This is a genomic window from Pseudonocardia broussonetiae, from assembly GCF_013155125.1.
Classification (GTDB): domain Bacteria; phylum Actinomycetota; class Actinomycetes; order Mycobacteriales; family Pseudonocardiaceae; genus Pseudonocardia; species Pseudonocardia broussonetiae.
Window position 1 is genome coordinate 207,731 of record NZ_CP053564.1, and the last position, 16,986, is coordinate 224,716.

Sequence of the window (16,986 nt, forward strand, 5' to 3'; positions counted from 1 at the left end):
CGGGCGACCGTGCGTAGACAGGGCTCATGACCAGCACCCGCCTCACCGGCCGCCACGCGATCGTCACCGGATCCACCAGCGGCATCGGCGCCGCCACCGCCCGCGTCCTCGCCGCCGAGGGCGCCGCGGTCGTCGTCACCGGCCGCGACCGCGCCCGCGGCGAGGCCGTCGTGAAGGAGATCACCGGCGACGGCGGCACCGCGTTCTTCGTGCCGTCCGACCTCGCGGGCACCCCCGACGAGGTCCGCGCGTTCGCCGCCGCCGCCCGTGACGCCCTCGGCGGCCGCGTCGACGTCCTCGTCAACAACGCCGCCGTCTGCCACCCGACCACGACCACGGGCCTGAGCGACGCCCAGCTCGACGAGTCGCTCGCCGTGAACGTCCGCGCCCCGCACGTCCTCGTCGCCGCGCTCGTGCCCGGGATGGTGGAGCGCGGCGACGGCGCCGTCGTCACCATCGGCTCCTGGATGGCGAGCACCGGCAGCCCGGCCGTCGGCCTCTACGCGGCGACGAAGGCCGCCGAGCAGCAGCTCACCCGCAGCTGGGCGGCGGAGTTCGGGCCGTCGGGGGTGCGGTGCAACACCGTGGCGCCGGGCGTCACGCGCACGCCGATCAACGAGTCCGACGGCGACGTCCTGGACCGGCTCGCCGCCGGCACCCCGGCCGGGCGGACCGTCCGCCCCGAGGACGTCGCGCACGCCGTCGCCTGGCTCGCCTCGTCCGACGCGGCGCTGGTGCACGGCGTGACGCTGGCCGTGGACGGCGGGATCTCGACGACCCGGGCGCTGTAGCCGACCCGGTCTCCCGCACGCCGGATGGTGCGGGCGGGCCGGACCGAGCATCGTGGCGGCAACCCGTCCCGAGGAGCCGCCATGTCCGTCCTGTCCGCCGTCCTCGACGCCGCGCGCTCCGGCGCGGTCCGGATCGTCGACCTCACCACGCCGCTGCGGGAGACGACGCCGATCCTGGAGCTGCCGCCGCCGTTCGCGAACACCTCGCGGTTCCGGCTCGAGGAGCTCTCCCGCTACGACGACCGCGGCCCCGCCTGGTACTGGAACGACATCCACACCGGCGAGCACACCGGCACGCACCTCGACGCGCCGGTGCACTGGGTGTCGGGCAAGGACGGCCTCGACGTGTCGCAGGCGCCGCTGAGCACGCTCGTCGGGGCGGCCGCGGTGATCGACATGACCGCGCAGGTGGAGGCGGACGCCGACTTCCTGCTGGAGGTCGAGCACGTGCGGGCGTGGGAGGCCGAGCACGGCCCGCTGCCCGAGGGCGGCTGGCTGCTCTACCGCACCGGCTGGTCGGCGCGCGGCGACGACGCGGCCGCGTTCGCCAACGCCGACGAGAACGGCCCGCACACGCCGGGCGTCTCGGTCGAGTGCGCGCGCTGGCTCGCGCAGGAGTCGCCGATCAGCGGGTTCGGGGTGGAGACCGTCGGCACCGACGCGGGCGCCGCGGCCGGGTTCGACCCGCCCTTCGCGTGCCACGACTTCCTCATGGGCGCCGACAAGTGGGGCCTGACCAGCCTGCGCAACCTCGACGCGCTCCCGCCGACCGGCGCGGTGCTCATCGTGTGCCCGCTGCCGATCGTCGGCGGGTCGGGGAGCCCGGCCCGCGTCCTGGCGCTGGTGGAGGGGTGAACGGCTCCGCCGCACCGGCCCCACCGACGACCGTCGCGCAGGTCGTCGGCGCGCTGCTGGCGGAGCTCGGCGTCGGGCACGCGTTCGGCGTCGTCGGCAGCGGCAACTTCCACGTCACCAACGCCCTGCGCGCGCACGGGGTGCCGTTCACCGCGGCCCGCCACGAGGGCGGCGCCGCGACCATGGCCGACGCCTACGCCCGCACCGCGGGCGGCGTCGCGGTGCTCACGCTGCACCAGGGCTGCGGCCTCACCAACGCCCTGACCGGCATCACCGAGGCCGCGAAGAGCCGCACCCCGCTGCTGGTGCTCGCCGCCGACACCGCCGGGGCCGCGGTGCGGTCGAACTTCCGCATCGACCAGGACGCACTGGTCGCCTCCGTCGGCGCCGTCGCGGAGCGGGTGCACTCGGCCGCGTCCGCCGCCGCCGACGTCCGGCGGGCCTACGCGACCTGCCGCGGCCTGCGCCGCACGGTGGTGCTCAGCCTGCCCCTGGACGTGCAGGACCAGCCCTGCGCACCCGCCGCGGTCGCCTTCACGCCGCTGCCCCCGACCCGCCCGGACGCCGACGTGGCTGCCGAGCTCGCCCGTCTCCTCGACGACGCGCGGCGGCCGGTGTTCATCGCGGGTCGCGGTGCGCGCGGAGCCGGCCCCGAGCTCGCCGCGCTCGCCGACTCCTGCGGCGCCCTGCTCGCCACCTCCGCGGTGGCGAACGGGCTCTTCACCGGTCGGGGGTGGAACCTCGGCATCTCCGGCGGGTTCGCCACCGACCTCGCCGCGGAGCTGATCACCGGCGCCGACCTGGTCGTGGCCTGGGGCGCGTCGCTGACGATGTGGACCACCCGGCACGGTGCGCTGCTCGGCGAGGACACCACCGTCGTGCAGGTCGACGACACCCCCGAGGCACTCGGCGCGCAGCGACCCGTCGACCTGGCCGTGCTCGGCGACGTCCGCGCGACCGCGCTCGACGTGGCCGCGCACGTCCGGGGCGGGCCCGGCTACCGGACCGACGACGTGCGCGCCCGGATCGCCGCGGAGGGCCGCTGGACGCAGGTCCCGGTGCCGGAGCAGGCGCCCGACTCGGACCGCATCGACCCCCGCACCCTCTCGACGGCGCTCGACGCCCTGCTCCCCGCCGAGCGCACGCTCGCCGTCGACTCCGGGAACTTCATGGGCTACCCGAGCGCCTACCTGGCCGTGCCGGACGCCGCCGGGTTCTGCTTCACGCAGGGGTTCCAGTCGATCGGGCTCGGCCTCGCGACGGCGATCGGCGCCGCGCTGGCCCGCCCGGACCGGCTGCCCGTGGCCGCGCTCGGCGACGGCGGGTTCCTCATGGGGATCTCCGAGCTGGAGACGCTGGTGCGGCTCGGGATCGGGATGCTCGTCGTGGTCTACGACGACGCCGGCTACGGCGCCGAGTTCCACCACTTCGACGGCGCCGACCACGCCACCGTCCGCTTCCCCGACGCCGACCTGGCCGCCATCGCGACCGGGTACGGCTGCGACGCCGTCACCGTCCGGTCGGTCGACGACCTGGCCCCGGTGGCGCAGTGGCTGGACGGGCCGCGGGAACGGCCGGTGCTCGTCGACGCGAAGGTGCGCAGCGACGAGGCGTCCTGGTGGCTGGTGGAGGCGTTCCGCGGGCACTGAGCCCGTCGGACGCACCGGATATGGTGCGTCGGTGACCGTGGCCGAGGACGCAGCAGAGGTCGGGGTCGTCGCCGCACCGCGGGCCCTGATCGTCTCCCTGTACGGCCTCTACGCCCGCCAGCAGGACGGGTGGCTGTCGGTGGCGTCGGTCGTGCGGATGATGGCCGAGTTCGGCGTCGACGGGCAGGCGGTGCGCTCGTCGGTGTTCCGGCTCAAGCGCCGCGGCCTGCTGATCGCGGAGAAGGTCGGGCGCGCGGCCGGGTACCGGCTCTCCGACGTCGGCCAGGCCATCCTCGCCGAGGGCGACTCCCGGATCTTCACCCGCCGCCGCGGCACCCTCGACGAGGGGTGGCTGCTCGTGACGTTCTCGGTGCCGGAGGCCGAGCGGGAGAAGCGCCACCTGCTGCGCACCCAGCTCGCCCGCCTCGGGCTCGGCACGGTCGCGCCCGGCCTGTGGATCGCCCCCGCGCACCGCGAGACCGAGGTCGCCGCGGCGCTGGAGCGCGCGGGCCTGCGCGGGTTCACCGATCTGTTCCGCAGCCACCACGTCTCGTCGCGGCCGGCGCGCGAGACCGTGCGCACCTGGTGGGACCTCGACGCCCTCGACGCCGTCCACGCCGAGTTCGTGCTGCGCTTCGAGCCCGTCCGCGCCCGCTGGGCCGCCGACCCCGACGGGCCGGCCGCCCGGGCGTTCACCGACTTCGTCGAGGTCGTCACGGCCTGGCGCCGGCTGCCCTACCTCGACCCCGGCCTGCCCCTGGAGGTGCTGCCGGTCGGCTGGGTCGGGGTGACGGCGGAGGAGCTGTTCGCCGCCCTGCGCGAGCGCCTCGCCGGCCCCGCCGCCGCCCACGCCCGCACGCTGCTCGCCGGTTAGGCCGCCCGCGCCGCCGCCACGCCCTGGATCTCGATCAGCGCCTCGGGCTGCCAGAGGGCGGTGACGCCGATGCCGGCCATCGCCGGGTAGTCGCTGCCCGCCATCTCCCGCCAGATCCGGCCGATCTCGCGCCCGTTCGCCTGGTAGTCGGGGATGTCGGTCAGGTAGATCGTGACGCTGAGCAGGTCCGACGGCTGGCCGCCCGCCGCGCGCAGCGCCGTCAGCAGGTTGCCGAACGCCTGCCGGAACTGCTCGACGATCCCGCCCTCGACGATCTTCCCGTCCGCGTCCATGGCCGTCTGCCCGGCGAGGTGGACGGTGTCGCCGTGCCGGACCGCGTAGGTGAAGCCGGACGGCCTGGCCAGCTCGGGCGGGTTGACGAATTCCATCGCTGCTCCTCGACGCATCGCACATGGTGTGCTTCCATGACTATCGTAACGATGACGCGATACAGAAGCGAGGGGCCATGTCCACCGACCTGAAGCTCGTGCCGGTCGTCACCCGCAAGGGCCAGGAGCACGGCGCCACCGGCCAGTCCGGCGGCGCGCTGCGGGTCTCCGGCGTCTCGCCGCAGCACACGCCGGCCACGCGCATCTGGTTCGGCAAGGTCAGCAACGAGCCCGGCTACCGGTCGCTGCCCCACCACCACGGCGAGGCCGAGACCGGCGGCTACGTGCTGACCGGCACCGCGCGCATCTACTTCGGCGAGGGCTACGCCGAGTTCCTCGACATGACCGAGGGCGACTTCGTGTTCGTCCCGCCGCACATGCCGCACGTCGAGGCCAACATGAGCACCACCGAGGAGCTCGTCTGGCTGACCTGTCGCACGCCGGACAACATCGTCGTCAACCTCGACGAGGTCGACGACTCCGTGCTCGAGGGGTTCCGACGGGCATGAGCACCAGCAAGCACCTCCTCGACGTCCTGTCCCTCACGCCCGACGGTGACGACGCGTTCGTCGGCCACCCGCAGGTCATCCCGTCCGGCCGGGTCTACGGCGGCGAGCTCGTGGCGCAGGCGCAGGTGGCGATGTCGCACACCGTCGGCGACGACCGCCGCATCCACTCGCTGCACGGCTACTTCCTCCGCGCCGGCGACGTCCGCACGCCCACCCGCTGGGCCGTGCAGCGGCTGCGCGACGGCCGCAACTTCTCCGTCCGCACGGTGCAGGGGATGCAGGGCGACCGCGTCCTGTTCCACGCGATGGCCTCGTTCCAGGTGCCGGGCCAGGGCGTCGAGCACCAGGAGCCGATGCCCGACCTCCCGGACCCCGAGGGCCTGCCGACGTCCGAGCAGGCGCTGGCCGGGTCGACCGTCCGCGACGCCGAGTACTGGTCGCACGACCGCAGCTTCGACATCCGCCACTCCCCCGCCGCGATCTACACCACGTCCGACGGCGAGCCCGTCCGCCGCCAGACGGTGTGGCTGCGCGCCTGGGAGACCCTGCCCGACGACCCGGCCGTGCACCGCAGCGCGCTCGCCTACGTCTGCGACTACACGCTGCTCGAGCCGATCCTGCGGCAGCACGGGGCCGCCTGGTCCGACGACGGCGTCGTCACCGCGAGCCTCGACCACGCGATGTGGTGGCACCACGACGGCCGGATGGACGACTGGGTCGCGCTCGTGCAGGAGTCGCCGGTGGCACTGCGCGGCCTCGGCCTCGGCTCGGCCCGCCTCTACTCGCGCGACGGCGCGCTGCTGGCGAGCGTGACGCAGGAGGGGCTGGTGCACCTGTGAGCGAGTACTGGAACCCCAAGACCGAGCTGCTGCCGCGCGAGGACCTCCGCGCGCTGCAGCTCGCCAAGCTGCGCCTGCTCGTCGAGTGGGCGCAGGCGCGCAGCCCGCACTACCGGCGCACGCTCGCGGGGATCCGCCCCGAGCAGCTCCGGACGTGGGCCGACATCGACCGCATCCCGTTCCTCACCCGCGAGGAGTGGATGCGCAGCCAGGAGGAGCACCCGCCCTACGGCGAGCTCCCGGTCGTCGGCCCGGACGCGGCGATCCGCGTCCACACCACCAGCGGCACGTCCGGCCGCACGCCGCTGCGCGCGCTGGACAGCCGCAAGGACTGGGCCTGGGCCGCGGAGATGTGGTGCTACGCGCTGTGGGCGGCGGGCGTGCGGGCGCACGACGTCGGCTACGTCGCCTTCGGCTACGGCTCGTTCATCGGGTTCTGGGGCCTGCACAACGGGTTGGAGCGGATCGGCGCGCTGACCGTCCCCGGCGGGGCGCAGACCACGCCGAACCGCGTGAAGCAGATCGTCGACTTCGGGGCCACCGTCGTCGCCTCGACGCCCACCTACGCGCTGCGCCTGGCCGCCGAGGCCGAGGCGACGGGCGTCGACCTGCGCGGCGGGCCGGTGCGCACCGTGATCCTCTCCGGTGAGCCCGTCGTCGCGGAGACGAAGGCGATCATCGAGGAGCGCTGGGGCGCCCGGGCCCACGACACCGCGGGGATGACCGAGATCTCGACGGTCTTCATGTTCGAGCCGACCGGCCGGCCCGGCGGCAGCCACATCATCGAGGACCACTTCATCGAGCAGGTGATCGACCCGGAGACGGGCCGCGAGGTCGGCTACGGGGAGCGCGGCGAGCGCGTCTGCACCTCCTTCGGCCGCAGCACCACCCCGCTGCTGCGCTACCGCACCGCCGACGTGGTGGTGAAGGTGCCCAGCCGCAGCGCCCGCACGTTCGACCTCTACGAGGGCGGCATCCTCGGCCGCGTCGACGACATGAAGCTCGTGCGCGGCACCAACGTCTACCCGAGCGCGATCGAGGCCGTCGTCCGCGGCTTCGACGGCATCGAGGAGTTCCAGGTCCGCATCGAGCGCCGCGGCGACCGCGACGAGATCGTCCTGTGCGTCGAGCCGGTGCCGACGATGGGCGACGAGCCGTGGGGACGCCTGGCCGACGACCTCGGCCGCGAGCTCGCCGACGCCCACGAGGGCCTGCGCTTCCACGTCGAGCGGGCCGCCACCGAGACCCTGCCCCGCTTCGAGCTCAAGGCCAAGCGGCTGACCGACCTGCGGCCCGCCCCGACGACGAGGAGCGTGTGATGGCCACCGACCTGCTGCACCGCACGACCACCGCCGACGAGGACGCCCTGCTGGCCGTCCACGACCAGCTCCGCGCGCTGCTCGCCGCCGACCTGCCGCCGTGCGCCGCCGCCGGGCTGCGGACCGCGCTCGCCAGCGTCGCCGTCGTGGTCACCGACCTGGGGCTGCGGTTCGAGCACCTGCTGGACGAGGGGGTCTGACGTGCGGATCGCCTCCGTCGGCGGCGGGCCGGGCGGCCTGTTCAGCTCGATCCTGCTGAAGAAGGCCGACCCCACCCGCGAGATCACCGTCTACGAGCGCAACGCCGCCGACGACACGTTCGGCTTCGGCGTCGTGTTCTCGCAGGAGACGCTGGACAACATCGCTGCGGCCGACCCGGAGTCGTTCGGCCGCATCGAGGCCGAGTTCCGGCACTGGAGCGCGATCGACACCGACTTCCTCGGCGCCCGCGAGCGCTCCGACGGCCACGCGTTCGCCGCGCTGGAGCGCAAGCGGCTGCTCGCGATCCTCGGCGAGCGGGCGCGGGAGCTCGGCGTCGACGTCCGCTACCGCACCGAGGCCCCGGACCTGGCGACGCTGCAGGGCGGGCACGACCTCGTCATCGCCTCCGACGGCGTCAACTCCCCGATCCGCGCGCAGCTGGCCGACCACCTCGACCCCCGCGTCGAGCACCGCTCCGCCAAGTACGTCTGGTTCGGCACGACGCGCCCGTTCGACTGCTTCACGTTCCTGTTCGTGGAGACCGAGTTCGGGCTGTTCTGGGCGCACGTCTACCCGTTCGACCAGGAGCGCTCGACGTTCATCGTCGAGACCGACGAGGAGACCTGGCGCCGCGCCGGGCTCGACGCCTTCGCCGCCGTCCCGCGCCGGCCGGGCGAGAACGACGAGGCGACGATCGCGTTCTGCGAGCGGATCTTCGCCGGGCACCTCGACGGGCACCCGCTGATCGGCAACAACTCCGGCTGGCTCTCGTTCGCCGTGATCCGCAACCGCAGCTGGTCGGCCGAGGGCGTCGCGCTCGTCGGCGACGCCGCGCACACCGCACACTTCTCGATCGGCTCGGGCACCAAGCTGGCGCTGGAGGACGCGATCAGCCTGGCCGTCAGCGTCGACCGCGAGCCGAGCATCGAGGCCGCGCTCAAGGCGTACGAGCAGGACCGCCAGCCCGTCGTCGCGTCGCTGCAGCGCTCGGCGCAGACCAGCCTGGAGTGGTTCGAGGGCGCGGCGCGCTACCGGCACCTGCCGCCGGAGCAGTTCGTGTTCCAGCTGCTGACCCGCAGCCAGCGCGTCACCTACGACAACCTGAAGCTGCGCGACGCCGACTACGTCGCCCGGCTGGACCGCTGGCTCGCCGACCGCACCCGCGCCACCGGCCTCGACGTCGCCGACGGCACGCCGCCGATGTTCCACCCCTACCGGCTTCGCGGGATGGAGCTGGCCAACCGGATTGTCGTCTCGCCGATGGCGCAGTACTCCGCCGTCGACGGGATGCCCACCGACTGGCACCTCGTGCACCTGGGCGGGCGCGCCGTCGGCGGGGCCGGGCTCGTCATGACGGAGATGACGTGCACGTCCCCGGACGCGCGTATCACCCCGGGCTGCCCCGGGATCTGGGACGACGAGCAGGCCGCGGCGTGGGGGCGGGTCGTCGACTTCGTGCACGCCCACAGCGGCGCGAAGATCGGGATGCAGCTCGGGCACGCGGGCCGCAAGGGCTCCACGAAGGTCATGTGGGAGGGCATCGACGACCCCCTGGAGCACGGCGGCTGGGAGATCGTCGGGCCGTCGCCGGTGCCGTACCGGTCCGACAGCGCCGTGCCGCGGGAGATGACGCACGCCGACATCGCGCAGGTGATCGACGACCACGTGGCGGCCGCTCGCCGGGCCGCCGACGCCGGCTTCGACCTGCTGGAGCTGCACTACGCGCACGGCTACCTGGTGTCGAGCTTCCTGTCGCCGCTGTCGAACCACCGCACGGACGGCTACGGCGGCGACCTGCGCGGCCGCGCCCGCTTCGGCCTGGAACTGCTCGACGCCGTGCGCGCCGCGTGGCCGCAGGACCGCCCGATCAGCGTGCGGATCAGCGCCACCGACTGGGTCGACGGCGGGTTCGACGGCGACGACGCGGTGGAGCTGGCCCGGATGCTGGCCGAGCACGGCGCCGACATCGTCGACGTCTCCACCGGCCAGACCAGCACCGAGGCGGAGCCGGCGTACGGGCGGCTCTACCAGACGCCGTTCGCGGACCGGATCCGCCAGGAGACCGGGGTGCCGACCATGACCGTCGGCGCGATCGCGTCGGTCGAGGACGCCAACACGATCGTCGCCGCGGGCCGGGCCGACCTCTGCTGCCTCGCGCGGCCGCACCTCGTCGACCCGTACTGGACGCTCAACGCGGCGATCGACCAGGGCTACCGCGGCTTCACCCCGCCGGTGCAGTACCGCTCCGGGATGACCGCGCGGCGGCGGGCGCAGGAGCCCTGACCCCTTACTGCAGGGCCAGGGTGCGCACGACCTGGCGCGCGGCGGCGCCGCCCGCCTGCAGGGCGACCTCCATCGCCGCGGGAACGTCGAGGTCGTCGAGCAGGGCGGCGCGGACGGCGGCGACGTCGGCGTCGGAGCCGCCACCGGTGGCCGCGGCGCGGTAGAGGCGGTCGAGCCGGGCGGCGGCGGCGTCGAGGTCCCCGGGCCGGTACTCCCAGTCCGCGGCCCACGGGCGCTCCAGCAGCAGGAGGCGCAGGGCCGCGCCCGGGTACCGGTCGACGAGGTCGCCGACCAGCACGAGGTTGCCCGTCGACTTCGCCATCTTGGCGCCGTCGACGTGCACGGTGCCGACCGGCATCCGCCGCCGCGCGTACGGCGCCGCGCCGGTGGCCGCCGCGGCCAGGGCCACCTGGTAGGCGTGGTGCGGGAAGGCGAGGTCGGCGCCGCCGACCAGGACGTCGACGGTGCCGCCGAGCGTGGCCAGCGCCATCGCCGCGCAGGTGGCGTGCCAGCCCGGCCGCCCCGGGCCCCACGGGCTCGGCCACGACGGGCCGTGGCCGTCGGCGGGCCACCAGACCGGCACGTCGAAGGGGTCGTCGCGGCGGGGGTCGTCGGGGTCGTCGCCGTTGGCGCGGGCCAGAGCGAGCGCGGTGTCGCGGTCGAGGCCGGCCGCAGTGGGCACCGCCGCACCGCGGAACCAGACGCCGCCCCCGCGCTCGTAGGCCGCGCCCGCGCCGAGCAGCGCGGCGGCCAGGGCCACGACGTGGCGGACGTGGTGGCGCGCGTGCGGCTCGTGGTCGGGGCGCCGGACGTGCAGCGCCGCGAGGTCGTGCTCGACGGTGAACTCCTGCGAGAGCCCGAACTCGTCGTAGGGCTTGCCGCGCGCGGCGGCGGCGCGCGTCAGCTCGTCGTCGACGTCGGTGACGTTGCGGGCGACGACCGTGTCGGTCCCGGTCATCCGCACGACCCGCGCCACCGTGTCGGCCCAGACGAACGTGGACGCGTGCCCGAGGTGCGTGACGTCGTACGGGGTGATGCCGCAGACGTAGAGGCGGGCGGGCACGGTCAGTGGCACGGGCGCTCCGGCCAGCGTCAGCGTCGGGTCGGGTGCGGTCACCGCGCCATCCTCGCAAGTGCCGTTCGGCGACGCGCGGGGCCGTGTCGGCGTGCTCTCCGTAGTCGTTCCGTCACCCGATCGGTACCGTCCCTCCATGCTCATCTGGGTGACGCTGGCCATCGGCACCGCCACGATCGTGATCGGCTCGCTCGCGATGACCCGCGTCGACGAGCGCTGGCGCGCCGCCCACCTGCAGTGCTGCCGCTGCCTGCGCACGTGGCACGGGCGGGAGAAGATGTGCGAGCGGTGCGGGGGGCGGGGCAACCGCTACGACTGGATGGCCGAGAAGTACGCCGGCTTCCCGACCCACGACTGGCAGGGCTACCTCGACACGGGCCCCATTCCCGTCGTGCCGGTGCAGCGGAGCCTCTCCACCTCCTTCACCGGAGCGCCCGCGGTGCCGGAGCAGCGGAGTGAGCAGCGGGTCTGATCCTGCTCGCTCCGTGATGCGGGCGGCCACACCGACCGGCAGGTCCGCATGCGCGACGAACTCCCCCGAGTTCCTTCCACCCCACGTGGATCGACCCGCACCAGACACCGCGCCGGGAAGTCATCGCCCACCTCGCAGCGGCCTGAAGCCTTCAAGATCGCCAAGAATGGTGCGAGGCGGTCATCGGTGACCGCCTGGCACCACTCGTGGCGATCATGACGCCCCGCGCGCCCGAATCCGCCCCCACGCGCCTCGGACCCGCCCTCACCCCACCCCTGACCCGGCGATCAAGGGCGGATGGTCGCTAGTGGATCACCCACCACGACCATCTCCCCTTGATCACCGGACGGGCGGGGCCGACGCGAGGAGAGAGCCGCCACGCACAGTGCGGCGACCGTCCCCGCCGGTAGCCCGCGAGCAGCCCGCCGACGCGGCATCAGCAGAACCCGGGCACCCGCCGCTCCACGATCCCCCGCACCCCCACGGTGCAGTCCCACTGCGCGAGTACCGCCATCCACCCCGACAGCACGCGGAGCACGAGCACGTGCTCCGGAGGCAGGTTCAGCGCCCGCCCCGTCCCCTGGAACGCGCGGTTCGTCGGGTTCGCCACCCGCGCCCCCTGCCGCGACATCCACGCCCGCGTGAAGTGGAACTCCGGCTCCCGCAACGGGTCGGCGAGCGCCCCCACCCAGCGCAGGACGTCGGCGTCGGGGGCGTCCGGGGCGAGGAAGCCCTCCTCCACGAGGAGGTCGTTGAGCGACTCCCCGTCCGCGGCGAGCCGCAGGATCCGCACCAGCACGGGCGGGATGCCGTCCGGCAGCCGCGCGACCGCCCCGAAGTCGATCATCCCGAGGCGTCCGTCGTCGAGGACGAGGAAGTTGCCGGGGTGCGGGTCGGCGTGCAGCAGGCCGATCTCCGCGGGCGAGGCGAACATCGTGTCGACGATCGTGGCGGCGTGGGCGTCGCGGACGGCCTGCTCGTCGTCGTCGACGGCCGGGGTGCCGATGACCCGGCCCAGCGGCACGCCGTCGAGCCACTCCGACACGAGCACCTTCGGCGCCGACGCCACGACCGACGGCACGTGCAGGTCGGGCCCGTCGGCGAACGCCGCGGCGAAGGCGCGCTGGTGGTCGGCCTCGGCGCGGTAGTCGACCTCCTCCAGCATCCGCTCGCGCAGCTCGTGGATCAGCGCGCGGGCGTCGAGGCCGGGGAGCAGGGTGCCGAAGAGCCCGGCGAAGCGCTGGAGCTGGCGCAGGTCGGCGTCGAGCGCGACGTCGGCGCCCGGGTACTGCACCTTCACGGCGACGGCCCGCCCGTCGTGCCAGACCGCCCGGTGCACCTGCCCCAGGCTCGCCGACGCGACCGGCTCGTCGTCGAAGGAGGAGAAGCGCCCGCGCCAGCCGGAGCCGAGCTGCTCGGCGAGCACGCGGTGCGCCTCGCGGGCCGGCATCGGCGGGCCCGCGGTCTGCAGCCGGCCCAGCGCCTCGTGGTAGGCGTCGGCGAACTCCGGCGGCACCATCGCGTCGTAGACGCTGAGCGCCTGGCCGAGCTTCATCGCCCCGCCCTTGAGCTTGCCCAGCACCGCGAACAGCTGCTCCGCGTTGCGCGCGGCGGTGCCGGCGGCCACCTCGTCGGCGTCGGCCCCGGCGAGCGACCGGCCCCAGCCGGCCACGGCCCGCCCGGCGAAACCGAGCGGGAGCATCGCGAGCCGCGCCGACCGCGCCATCCCGCGCTGGGGGATCCCGTCGTCTCCCATGTGATCAACCTACTCGTGAGCGGGAACCGTGGTCAGGGCCACGGTTCCCGCTCACGGGCGGTTCACCGCAGACCGAGCTCGCGCGAGCAGGCGGGCCAGGCACCCCAGCCCTGGCCGTCGAGCACCCGCTCGGCCACGGCGATCTGCTCGGAGCGGCTGGCGTTGTGCGCGCGGCCCTCGCCGCCGTACGCGCGCCACGTGGACGGACTGAACTGCAGGCCACCGGAGTAGCCGTTGCCGGTGTTCGCGCTCCAGTTCCCGCTGCTCTCGCACTCGGCGAGGGCGTCCCAGGTGGATCCCGATGCCGCGTTCGCGGTGCCGGCCATCAGGAGGGGAGCGCCGAGGACGGCGACGCCCACGGCGGCCGCCCGGGCGGTGAGGGACGTGGTTCGACGAGACATGTGGTTCTGACCTTGTTCCGAATCCCGCGCCACCCGGGTCACCCGGCCCCCGTCCCGCCTCTGGATCGACGGACCGGGGCCGCGGGACGGGGGGTGTGCTGGCGCGGCGGCACCGGTGGTTCCGAGCACGCCCGACCGGTCGGGCCGGGCGGTCGCCGACGCTAGGTGGGGGGTCCCCGGTCGGGTCAACCCGGACGTGCCGTGACGAATCGCACCCGGCGATCTGACCTGGCGGTGCGCGGCCCAAACCCCGCTCGGCGGTGAACCAGGTCATGCCCTCCCGAGTACCCGGAGGAGGTCCTCCAGGCAGGCGTAGTGCGCGGTGCGGGCCGCGCACCCGCTGATCTGGAACCGCAGACCCTCCGCGAGCTGCCTCCGGCTGTCGTCGGACAACGTCCAGCCCAGAGGAGAGCTGACCCCCGGAACGGTGGCGGGAGCGGCGAGCACCACGCCGCCCGGGACGCCCTGGCGCACGACACGAACCGCGTCCTCGCACCGGCTCCCGGCGACCGCCGGGCAGGGGTCGGCGAGGGCGTCCGCGCTCCTCTGCAGCCACGCGTCCGTCCGGACCAACTGCCCTGCGGCGTCTCCGCCCACCACGGGCACGAGCAGCTCCGGTGCCAGGTCGGGCGGATCGGCGATGACGTCGCTGCGGGTCTCGTCCTCCAGGTAGAGCACGAGCGGTACGACGATCGCGCCGTCGGCCGGAACCGTCGCGTTGTGCTCGCGGACCAGGTCCGCCACGGCCGGGGCGAGGTCGGCGACGGTGGCGATCCCCGTCCCCTCCGCGTAGCCGCCGTCCACGAGCTGGAGGTCGGTCGGGGCCCTCGCGCCGTCCGGCCTCAGCACCTCGCAGTCGACCCGGCCGGCCGGCGTGACGAACGGGAACCGGGCCGAGAGCATGGCCGCCGTGGCCCACGTCATCCGGCCGAGGCAGCGCTCGTAGGCGCCGAGATCCAGTGTCGCGGCCGGAAGCCCGTCGAGGGAGCCCTGACAACCGGGCAGGTCGGGCCCGGCGGTCAGGTCGATCTGGCTGACGAGGACCCGGCACCCCGGTCCGGCCGCGGTCGAGTTGAGGATCAGCGCACCGCCGGGTCCGCGCACGTCGCCGCCGAACGGCTCGTCGAGCACGTCGGCCGCGCCCTCCCAGGACGACTCCATCAGGCCCGCCCGATCCCGCCACTCCGCGGCACCACCGCTGGAGAGGCGGACACCCGTGACGGCCGCGGCGACGTCCCCCACGAGCGCGCCGGCGATGCCGGAGGCCAGCGCATCGGGCCCGGACAGTCGCGTCGCGGCGTCCAGGGCGTCCGGCGCGCGGGAGAGGGCGAGACCGACGGATCCGCCGCTGACCCCGCTGGAGAACAGGACGCCGGGCCCGCACGGCAGCTCCCGCAGGGCGTCCATCACCCCGGCCGTCCACACGGCGGCCCGGACCCCGCCGCCGCTCGCCGCCACGAGGACCAGCGGCCGGACGGTCGCCTCGGGGCAGGCCGCCTCCCCGTCCCGCACCCACGCGACGAACACCTCCCGCAGCGCCGGGCGTCCGGCGAACCCGGCGTCGCCTGCGGTGGTCCGCACCTCGTGGAGATCGGGGTCCCCTCCGGAGAGGCTGACGAGGAGCAGCACCGCGACGACGAGGCTGAGCACGGGGTTCGCCGTCAGCCGGAGGAAGCGGAAGACCTCGAGCGGCTGGCGGTCCTGCAGCGAGACGATGAAGAAGCCGAGCAGCACGGCCCAGCTGCCGAGCGCGAGCACGGCCGTACCCACCACACCGACGCGCGCGGTCACCGCCTCGGTACGGGTCACGAGCGCCACCAGCACCAGGACGGAGAGGACCCCGAACGCGACGGGCAGCGCCGTGGCCAGCGCCCGGGCCGGGCGGGGGTCCCGGACCAGCGGGTCGCCGGAGTCCGGACGCAGCAGCCGGCGCAGGTCCCGGGACGTCGCGCTGCCCGTGGTGAGCGGGTCCCGGTCGATCCAGGTGATCAGGACGAGCCGCGCGTACGGCGCTCCCAGGGCCAGGAGCAGCCCGAACGCCACCAGCACGAGCTGCCACGCGTAGCGCGACGGCGGGGTGCCCGCCGGCACGAACAGGGGCGCGACGAACGACCGCACGAGGCCCAGCCCCGCGACCACCAGCATCCCGAACGACAGGAGGTCGCCCGCTACCCGTACGTCCCCGGCTCGTTGCAGCCGCACGTCCCGCTCGACCGCCTCGGTGGGGTGTCCACGTCCGGGCCAGGACCAGAGGTCCTTCCCGCCACGGGCCATCAGCACGGCGATGCCCACCGCGACGAGGACGAGGACGCCTCCCCCGACGGCGACCGCCCAGCCCACGGAGTCCGTGCCTGCGCCGTGACCGAGCGCCCACGCGGCTCCGAGGAGCGCCAGCGCCACGAGCCCGGACCCGAGCGCGTCGCGGCGCTCCGACCGCCCGTTCCGATCGCGGTCCCGGACCCCCAGTACGACGGACGCCAGCACCACCGAGGCGGGCACGGCGAGGAACACCGCCAGGGCCTGCCCGTCGACGGGGGCCACCGCGCCGCTGCGCCACCACACCAGCGCCGCAGCGGTCGCGACCCCGACGGGCGCGAGGAGCCACCAGAAGTACCTGCCCTTCCGGAGCGGGTCCGCCTCCGGCGCGAACGGCCCGAGCCCCGCCGTCCACGCCATCTCGACGGTCCACGCCTTCCGCGCGCGCCAGCGGCCCTGGAAGAACAGGACGACGGCGAAGAGGGCCACCATCACGACCGCGGCCCCGAGGTGCCACCCGCCCGCCCGGGCCGCACCGGCCGGGCCGTCCTGGTCGAGCCAGGCGCGCTGCGCGTCCGGCATCTGATCGAGGATCTCCCCCACCGGTGCCAGGCTCAGCGCGCCGATCAGCAGCACGGAGACCGCGGACAGGCGCTGCACCCAGACGGCGGAACCTGCGCGACGGACGCCCTGCACGATCCGCTCGCGCACCGGGGCCTGTCGCCACACGACGACCGCGAGGGCACCGGCGAGTGCCCACTTCGCCGTCGACACCCCGGCGAGGAGCACCGTGCCCCGGACGTCCGGATCCAGCCGGAACGCTGCCGTCAGGAGTCCCACCGCTTCCAGCCCCTCGGCGAGCACCAGGAGCAGCAGCAGCACTCGCCACGTCCGGCCGGCCGCTCCCACGCGGCACAGGAGCCTGAGGAGCAGCAGCGCGGAGGCGATGACGAACACGGTGTCGACGGCGGTGTGCCCGACCAGGAACCGGGTGATGCCGATGTCCCCCGCCGGCTCGGCCGCCCACACCGTCCACGCCGACCTCTCCTGCGCCGCGTCGGCCAGTGCCAGGGGTCCGAGGACGTCGGACACCGCCGCGCTGCGCCCGTCGACCGTCACCCAGTCCCGGACCAGGCGCTCGATCTCCCCCAGGGCGATGAACGTCGCGGTGGCGAGGACGGCCAGGACGAGGGTCAGGGCCTCGGACAGGTGGGGCGGGGCATCCCGGAACCCGCGGAGATCGTCGTCGACCACGGTCCACCGCCGTCCGCCCGCGGAGCGGTGGGGACCGCGCCGTCACCGCGGAGTCGCCGACCG

At 74.8% G+C, this 16,986-nt stretch carries 14 protein-coding genes and 1 pseudogene; 10 read left to right on the top strand and 5 right to left on the bottom strand.

What is annotated here, in order from left to right; translation table 11 throughout:
* Positions 1-26: 26 nt before the first annotated feature.
* The 4 genes from HOP40_RS01035 (at position 27) to HOP40_RS01050 (ending at position 4,169) form a co-directional block, all read left to right on the top strand.
* Positions 27-791 (top strand): SDR family NAD(P)-dependent oxidoreductase, encoded by a 765-nt coding sequence (locus HOP40_RS01035; protein ID WP_172153966.1) that lies wholly within the window; start codon positions 27-29, stop codon positions 789-791.
* A gap of 81 nt (positions 792-872) precedes the next feature.
* Entirely contained in the window at positions 873-1,646 is a 774-nt protein-coding gene (locus HOP40_RS01040) for a cyclase family protein (protein WP_172153967.1), read from the top strand.
* A complete protein-coding gene (locus HOP40_RS01045) occupies positions 1,643-3,295 on the top strand; it encodes a thiamine pyrophosphate-binding protein (protein WP_172153968.1) in 1,653 nt (550 codons plus the stop codon). Before HOP40_RS01040 ends, HOP40_RS01045 begins: the two co-directional genes overlap by 4 nt.
* 31 nt (positions 3,296-3,326) lie before the next feature.
* Positions 3,327-4,169 (top strand): PaaX family transcriptional regulator, encoded by an 843-nt coding sequence (locus tag HOP40_RS01050; RefSeq protein WP_205347044.1) that lies wholly within the window; start codon positions 3,327-3,329, stop codon positions 4,167-4,169.
* Here HOP40_RS01050 and HOP40_RS01055 read toward each other — a convergent pair.
* The gene (locus HOP40_RS01055) at positions 4,166-4,558 is read right to left on the bottom strand and encodes a RidA family protein (protein WP_172153969.1); all 393 of its coding nucleotides are present in this window, start codon (positions 4,556-4,558) and stop codon (positions 4,166-4,168) included. The two genes, HOP40_RS01050 and HOP40_RS01055, sit on opposite strands and share 4 nt — an antisense overlap.
* 77 nt (positions 4,559-4,635) lie before the next feature.
* Here HOP40_RS01055 and HOP40_RS01060 point away from each other — a divergent pair, with 77 nt between their 5' ends.
* From HOP40_RS01060 to HOP40_RS01080, 5 genes are read left to right on the top strand one after another with little or no spacing between them, the layout of a single operon-like run.
* Positions 4,636-5,067 carry a cupin domain-containing protein gene (locus HOP40_RS01060; RefSeq protein WP_172153970.1) on the top strand — a complete coding sequence of 144 codons (432 nt, stop codon included), beginning with the start codon at positions 4,636-4,638 and terminating at the stop codon, positions 5,065-5,067.
* The gene (locus HOP40_RS01065; protein ID WP_172153971.1) at positions 5,064-5,906 is read left to right on the top strand and encodes an acyl-CoA thioesterase; all 843 of its coding nucleotides are present in this window, start codon (positions 5,064-5,066) and stop codon (positions 5,904-5,906) included. The genes HOP40_RS01060 and HOP40_RS01065 overlap by 4 nt, the downstream gene beginning before the upstream one ends.
* Complete coding sequence (locus HOP40_RS01070) at positions 5,903-7,225, top strand: phenylacetate--CoA ligase family protein (protein WP_172153972.1); 1,323 nt, start codon at positions 5,903-5,905, stop codon at positions 7,223-7,225. Before HOP40_RS01065 ends, HOP40_RS01070 begins: the two co-directional genes overlap by 4 nt.
* Positions 7,225-7,425, top strand: a complete 201-nt coding sequence (locus tag HOP40_RS01075; protein ID WP_172153973.1) for a hypothetical protein — start codon at positions 7,225-7,227, stop codon at positions 7,423-7,425. The genes HOP40_RS01070 and HOP40_RS01075 overlap by 1 nt, the downstream gene beginning before the upstream one ends.
* A 1-nt stretch (position 7,426) precedes the next feature.
* Entirely contained in the window at positions 7,427-9,709 is a 2,283-nt protein-coding gene (locus tag HOP40_RS01080) for a bifunctional salicylyl-CoA 5-hydroxylase/oxidoreductase (protein WP_172153974.1), read from the top strand.
* Positions 9,710-9,713: 4 nt separating this feature from the next.
* Here HOP40_RS01080 and HOP40_RS01085 read toward each other — a convergent pair whose 3' ends face one another.
* A complete protein-coding gene (locus HOP40_RS01085; protein ID WP_240157451.1) occupies positions 9,714-10,826 on the bottom strand; it encodes a class I tRNA ligase family protein in 1,113 nt (370 codons plus the stop codon).
* A 94-nt stretch (positions 10,827-10,920) separates the two neighbouring features.
* On the opposite strand from HOP40_RS01085, the gene HOP40_RS01090 reads away from it, so the two are divergent.
* Positions 10,921-11,256, top strand: a complete 336-nt coding sequence (locus tag HOP40_RS01090) for a hypothetical protein (protein ID WP_172153975.1) — start codon at positions 10,921-10,923, stop codon at positions 11,254-11,256.
* A 436-nt stretch (positions 11,257-11,692) separates the two neighbouring features.
* Here the strand turns inward: HOP40_RS01090 and HOP40_RS01095 are convergent, their stop codons facing one another.
* From HOP40_RS01095 to HOP40_RS01105, 3 genes and pseudogenes are all read right to left on the bottom strand, one after another.
* Positions 11,693-13,012, bottom strand: coding sequence for an ABC1 kinase family protein (locus tag HOP40_RS01095; protein WP_172153976.1), 1,320 nt, complete (start codon positions 13,010-13,012; stop codon positions 11,693-11,695).
* A 71-nt stretch (positions 13,013-13,083) separates the two neighbouring features.
* Positions 13,084-13,413, bottom strand: a pseudogene (locus HOP40_RS01100) (transglycosylase family protein); the annotation flags it as partial.
* A gap of 270 nt (positions 13,414-13,683) precedes the next feature.
* Entirely contained in the window at positions 13,684-16,923 is a 3,240-nt protein-coding gene (locus HOP40_RS01105; protein ID WP_172153978.1) for a hypothetical protein, read from the bottom strand.
* Positions 16,924-16,986 lie beyond the last annotated feature (63 nt).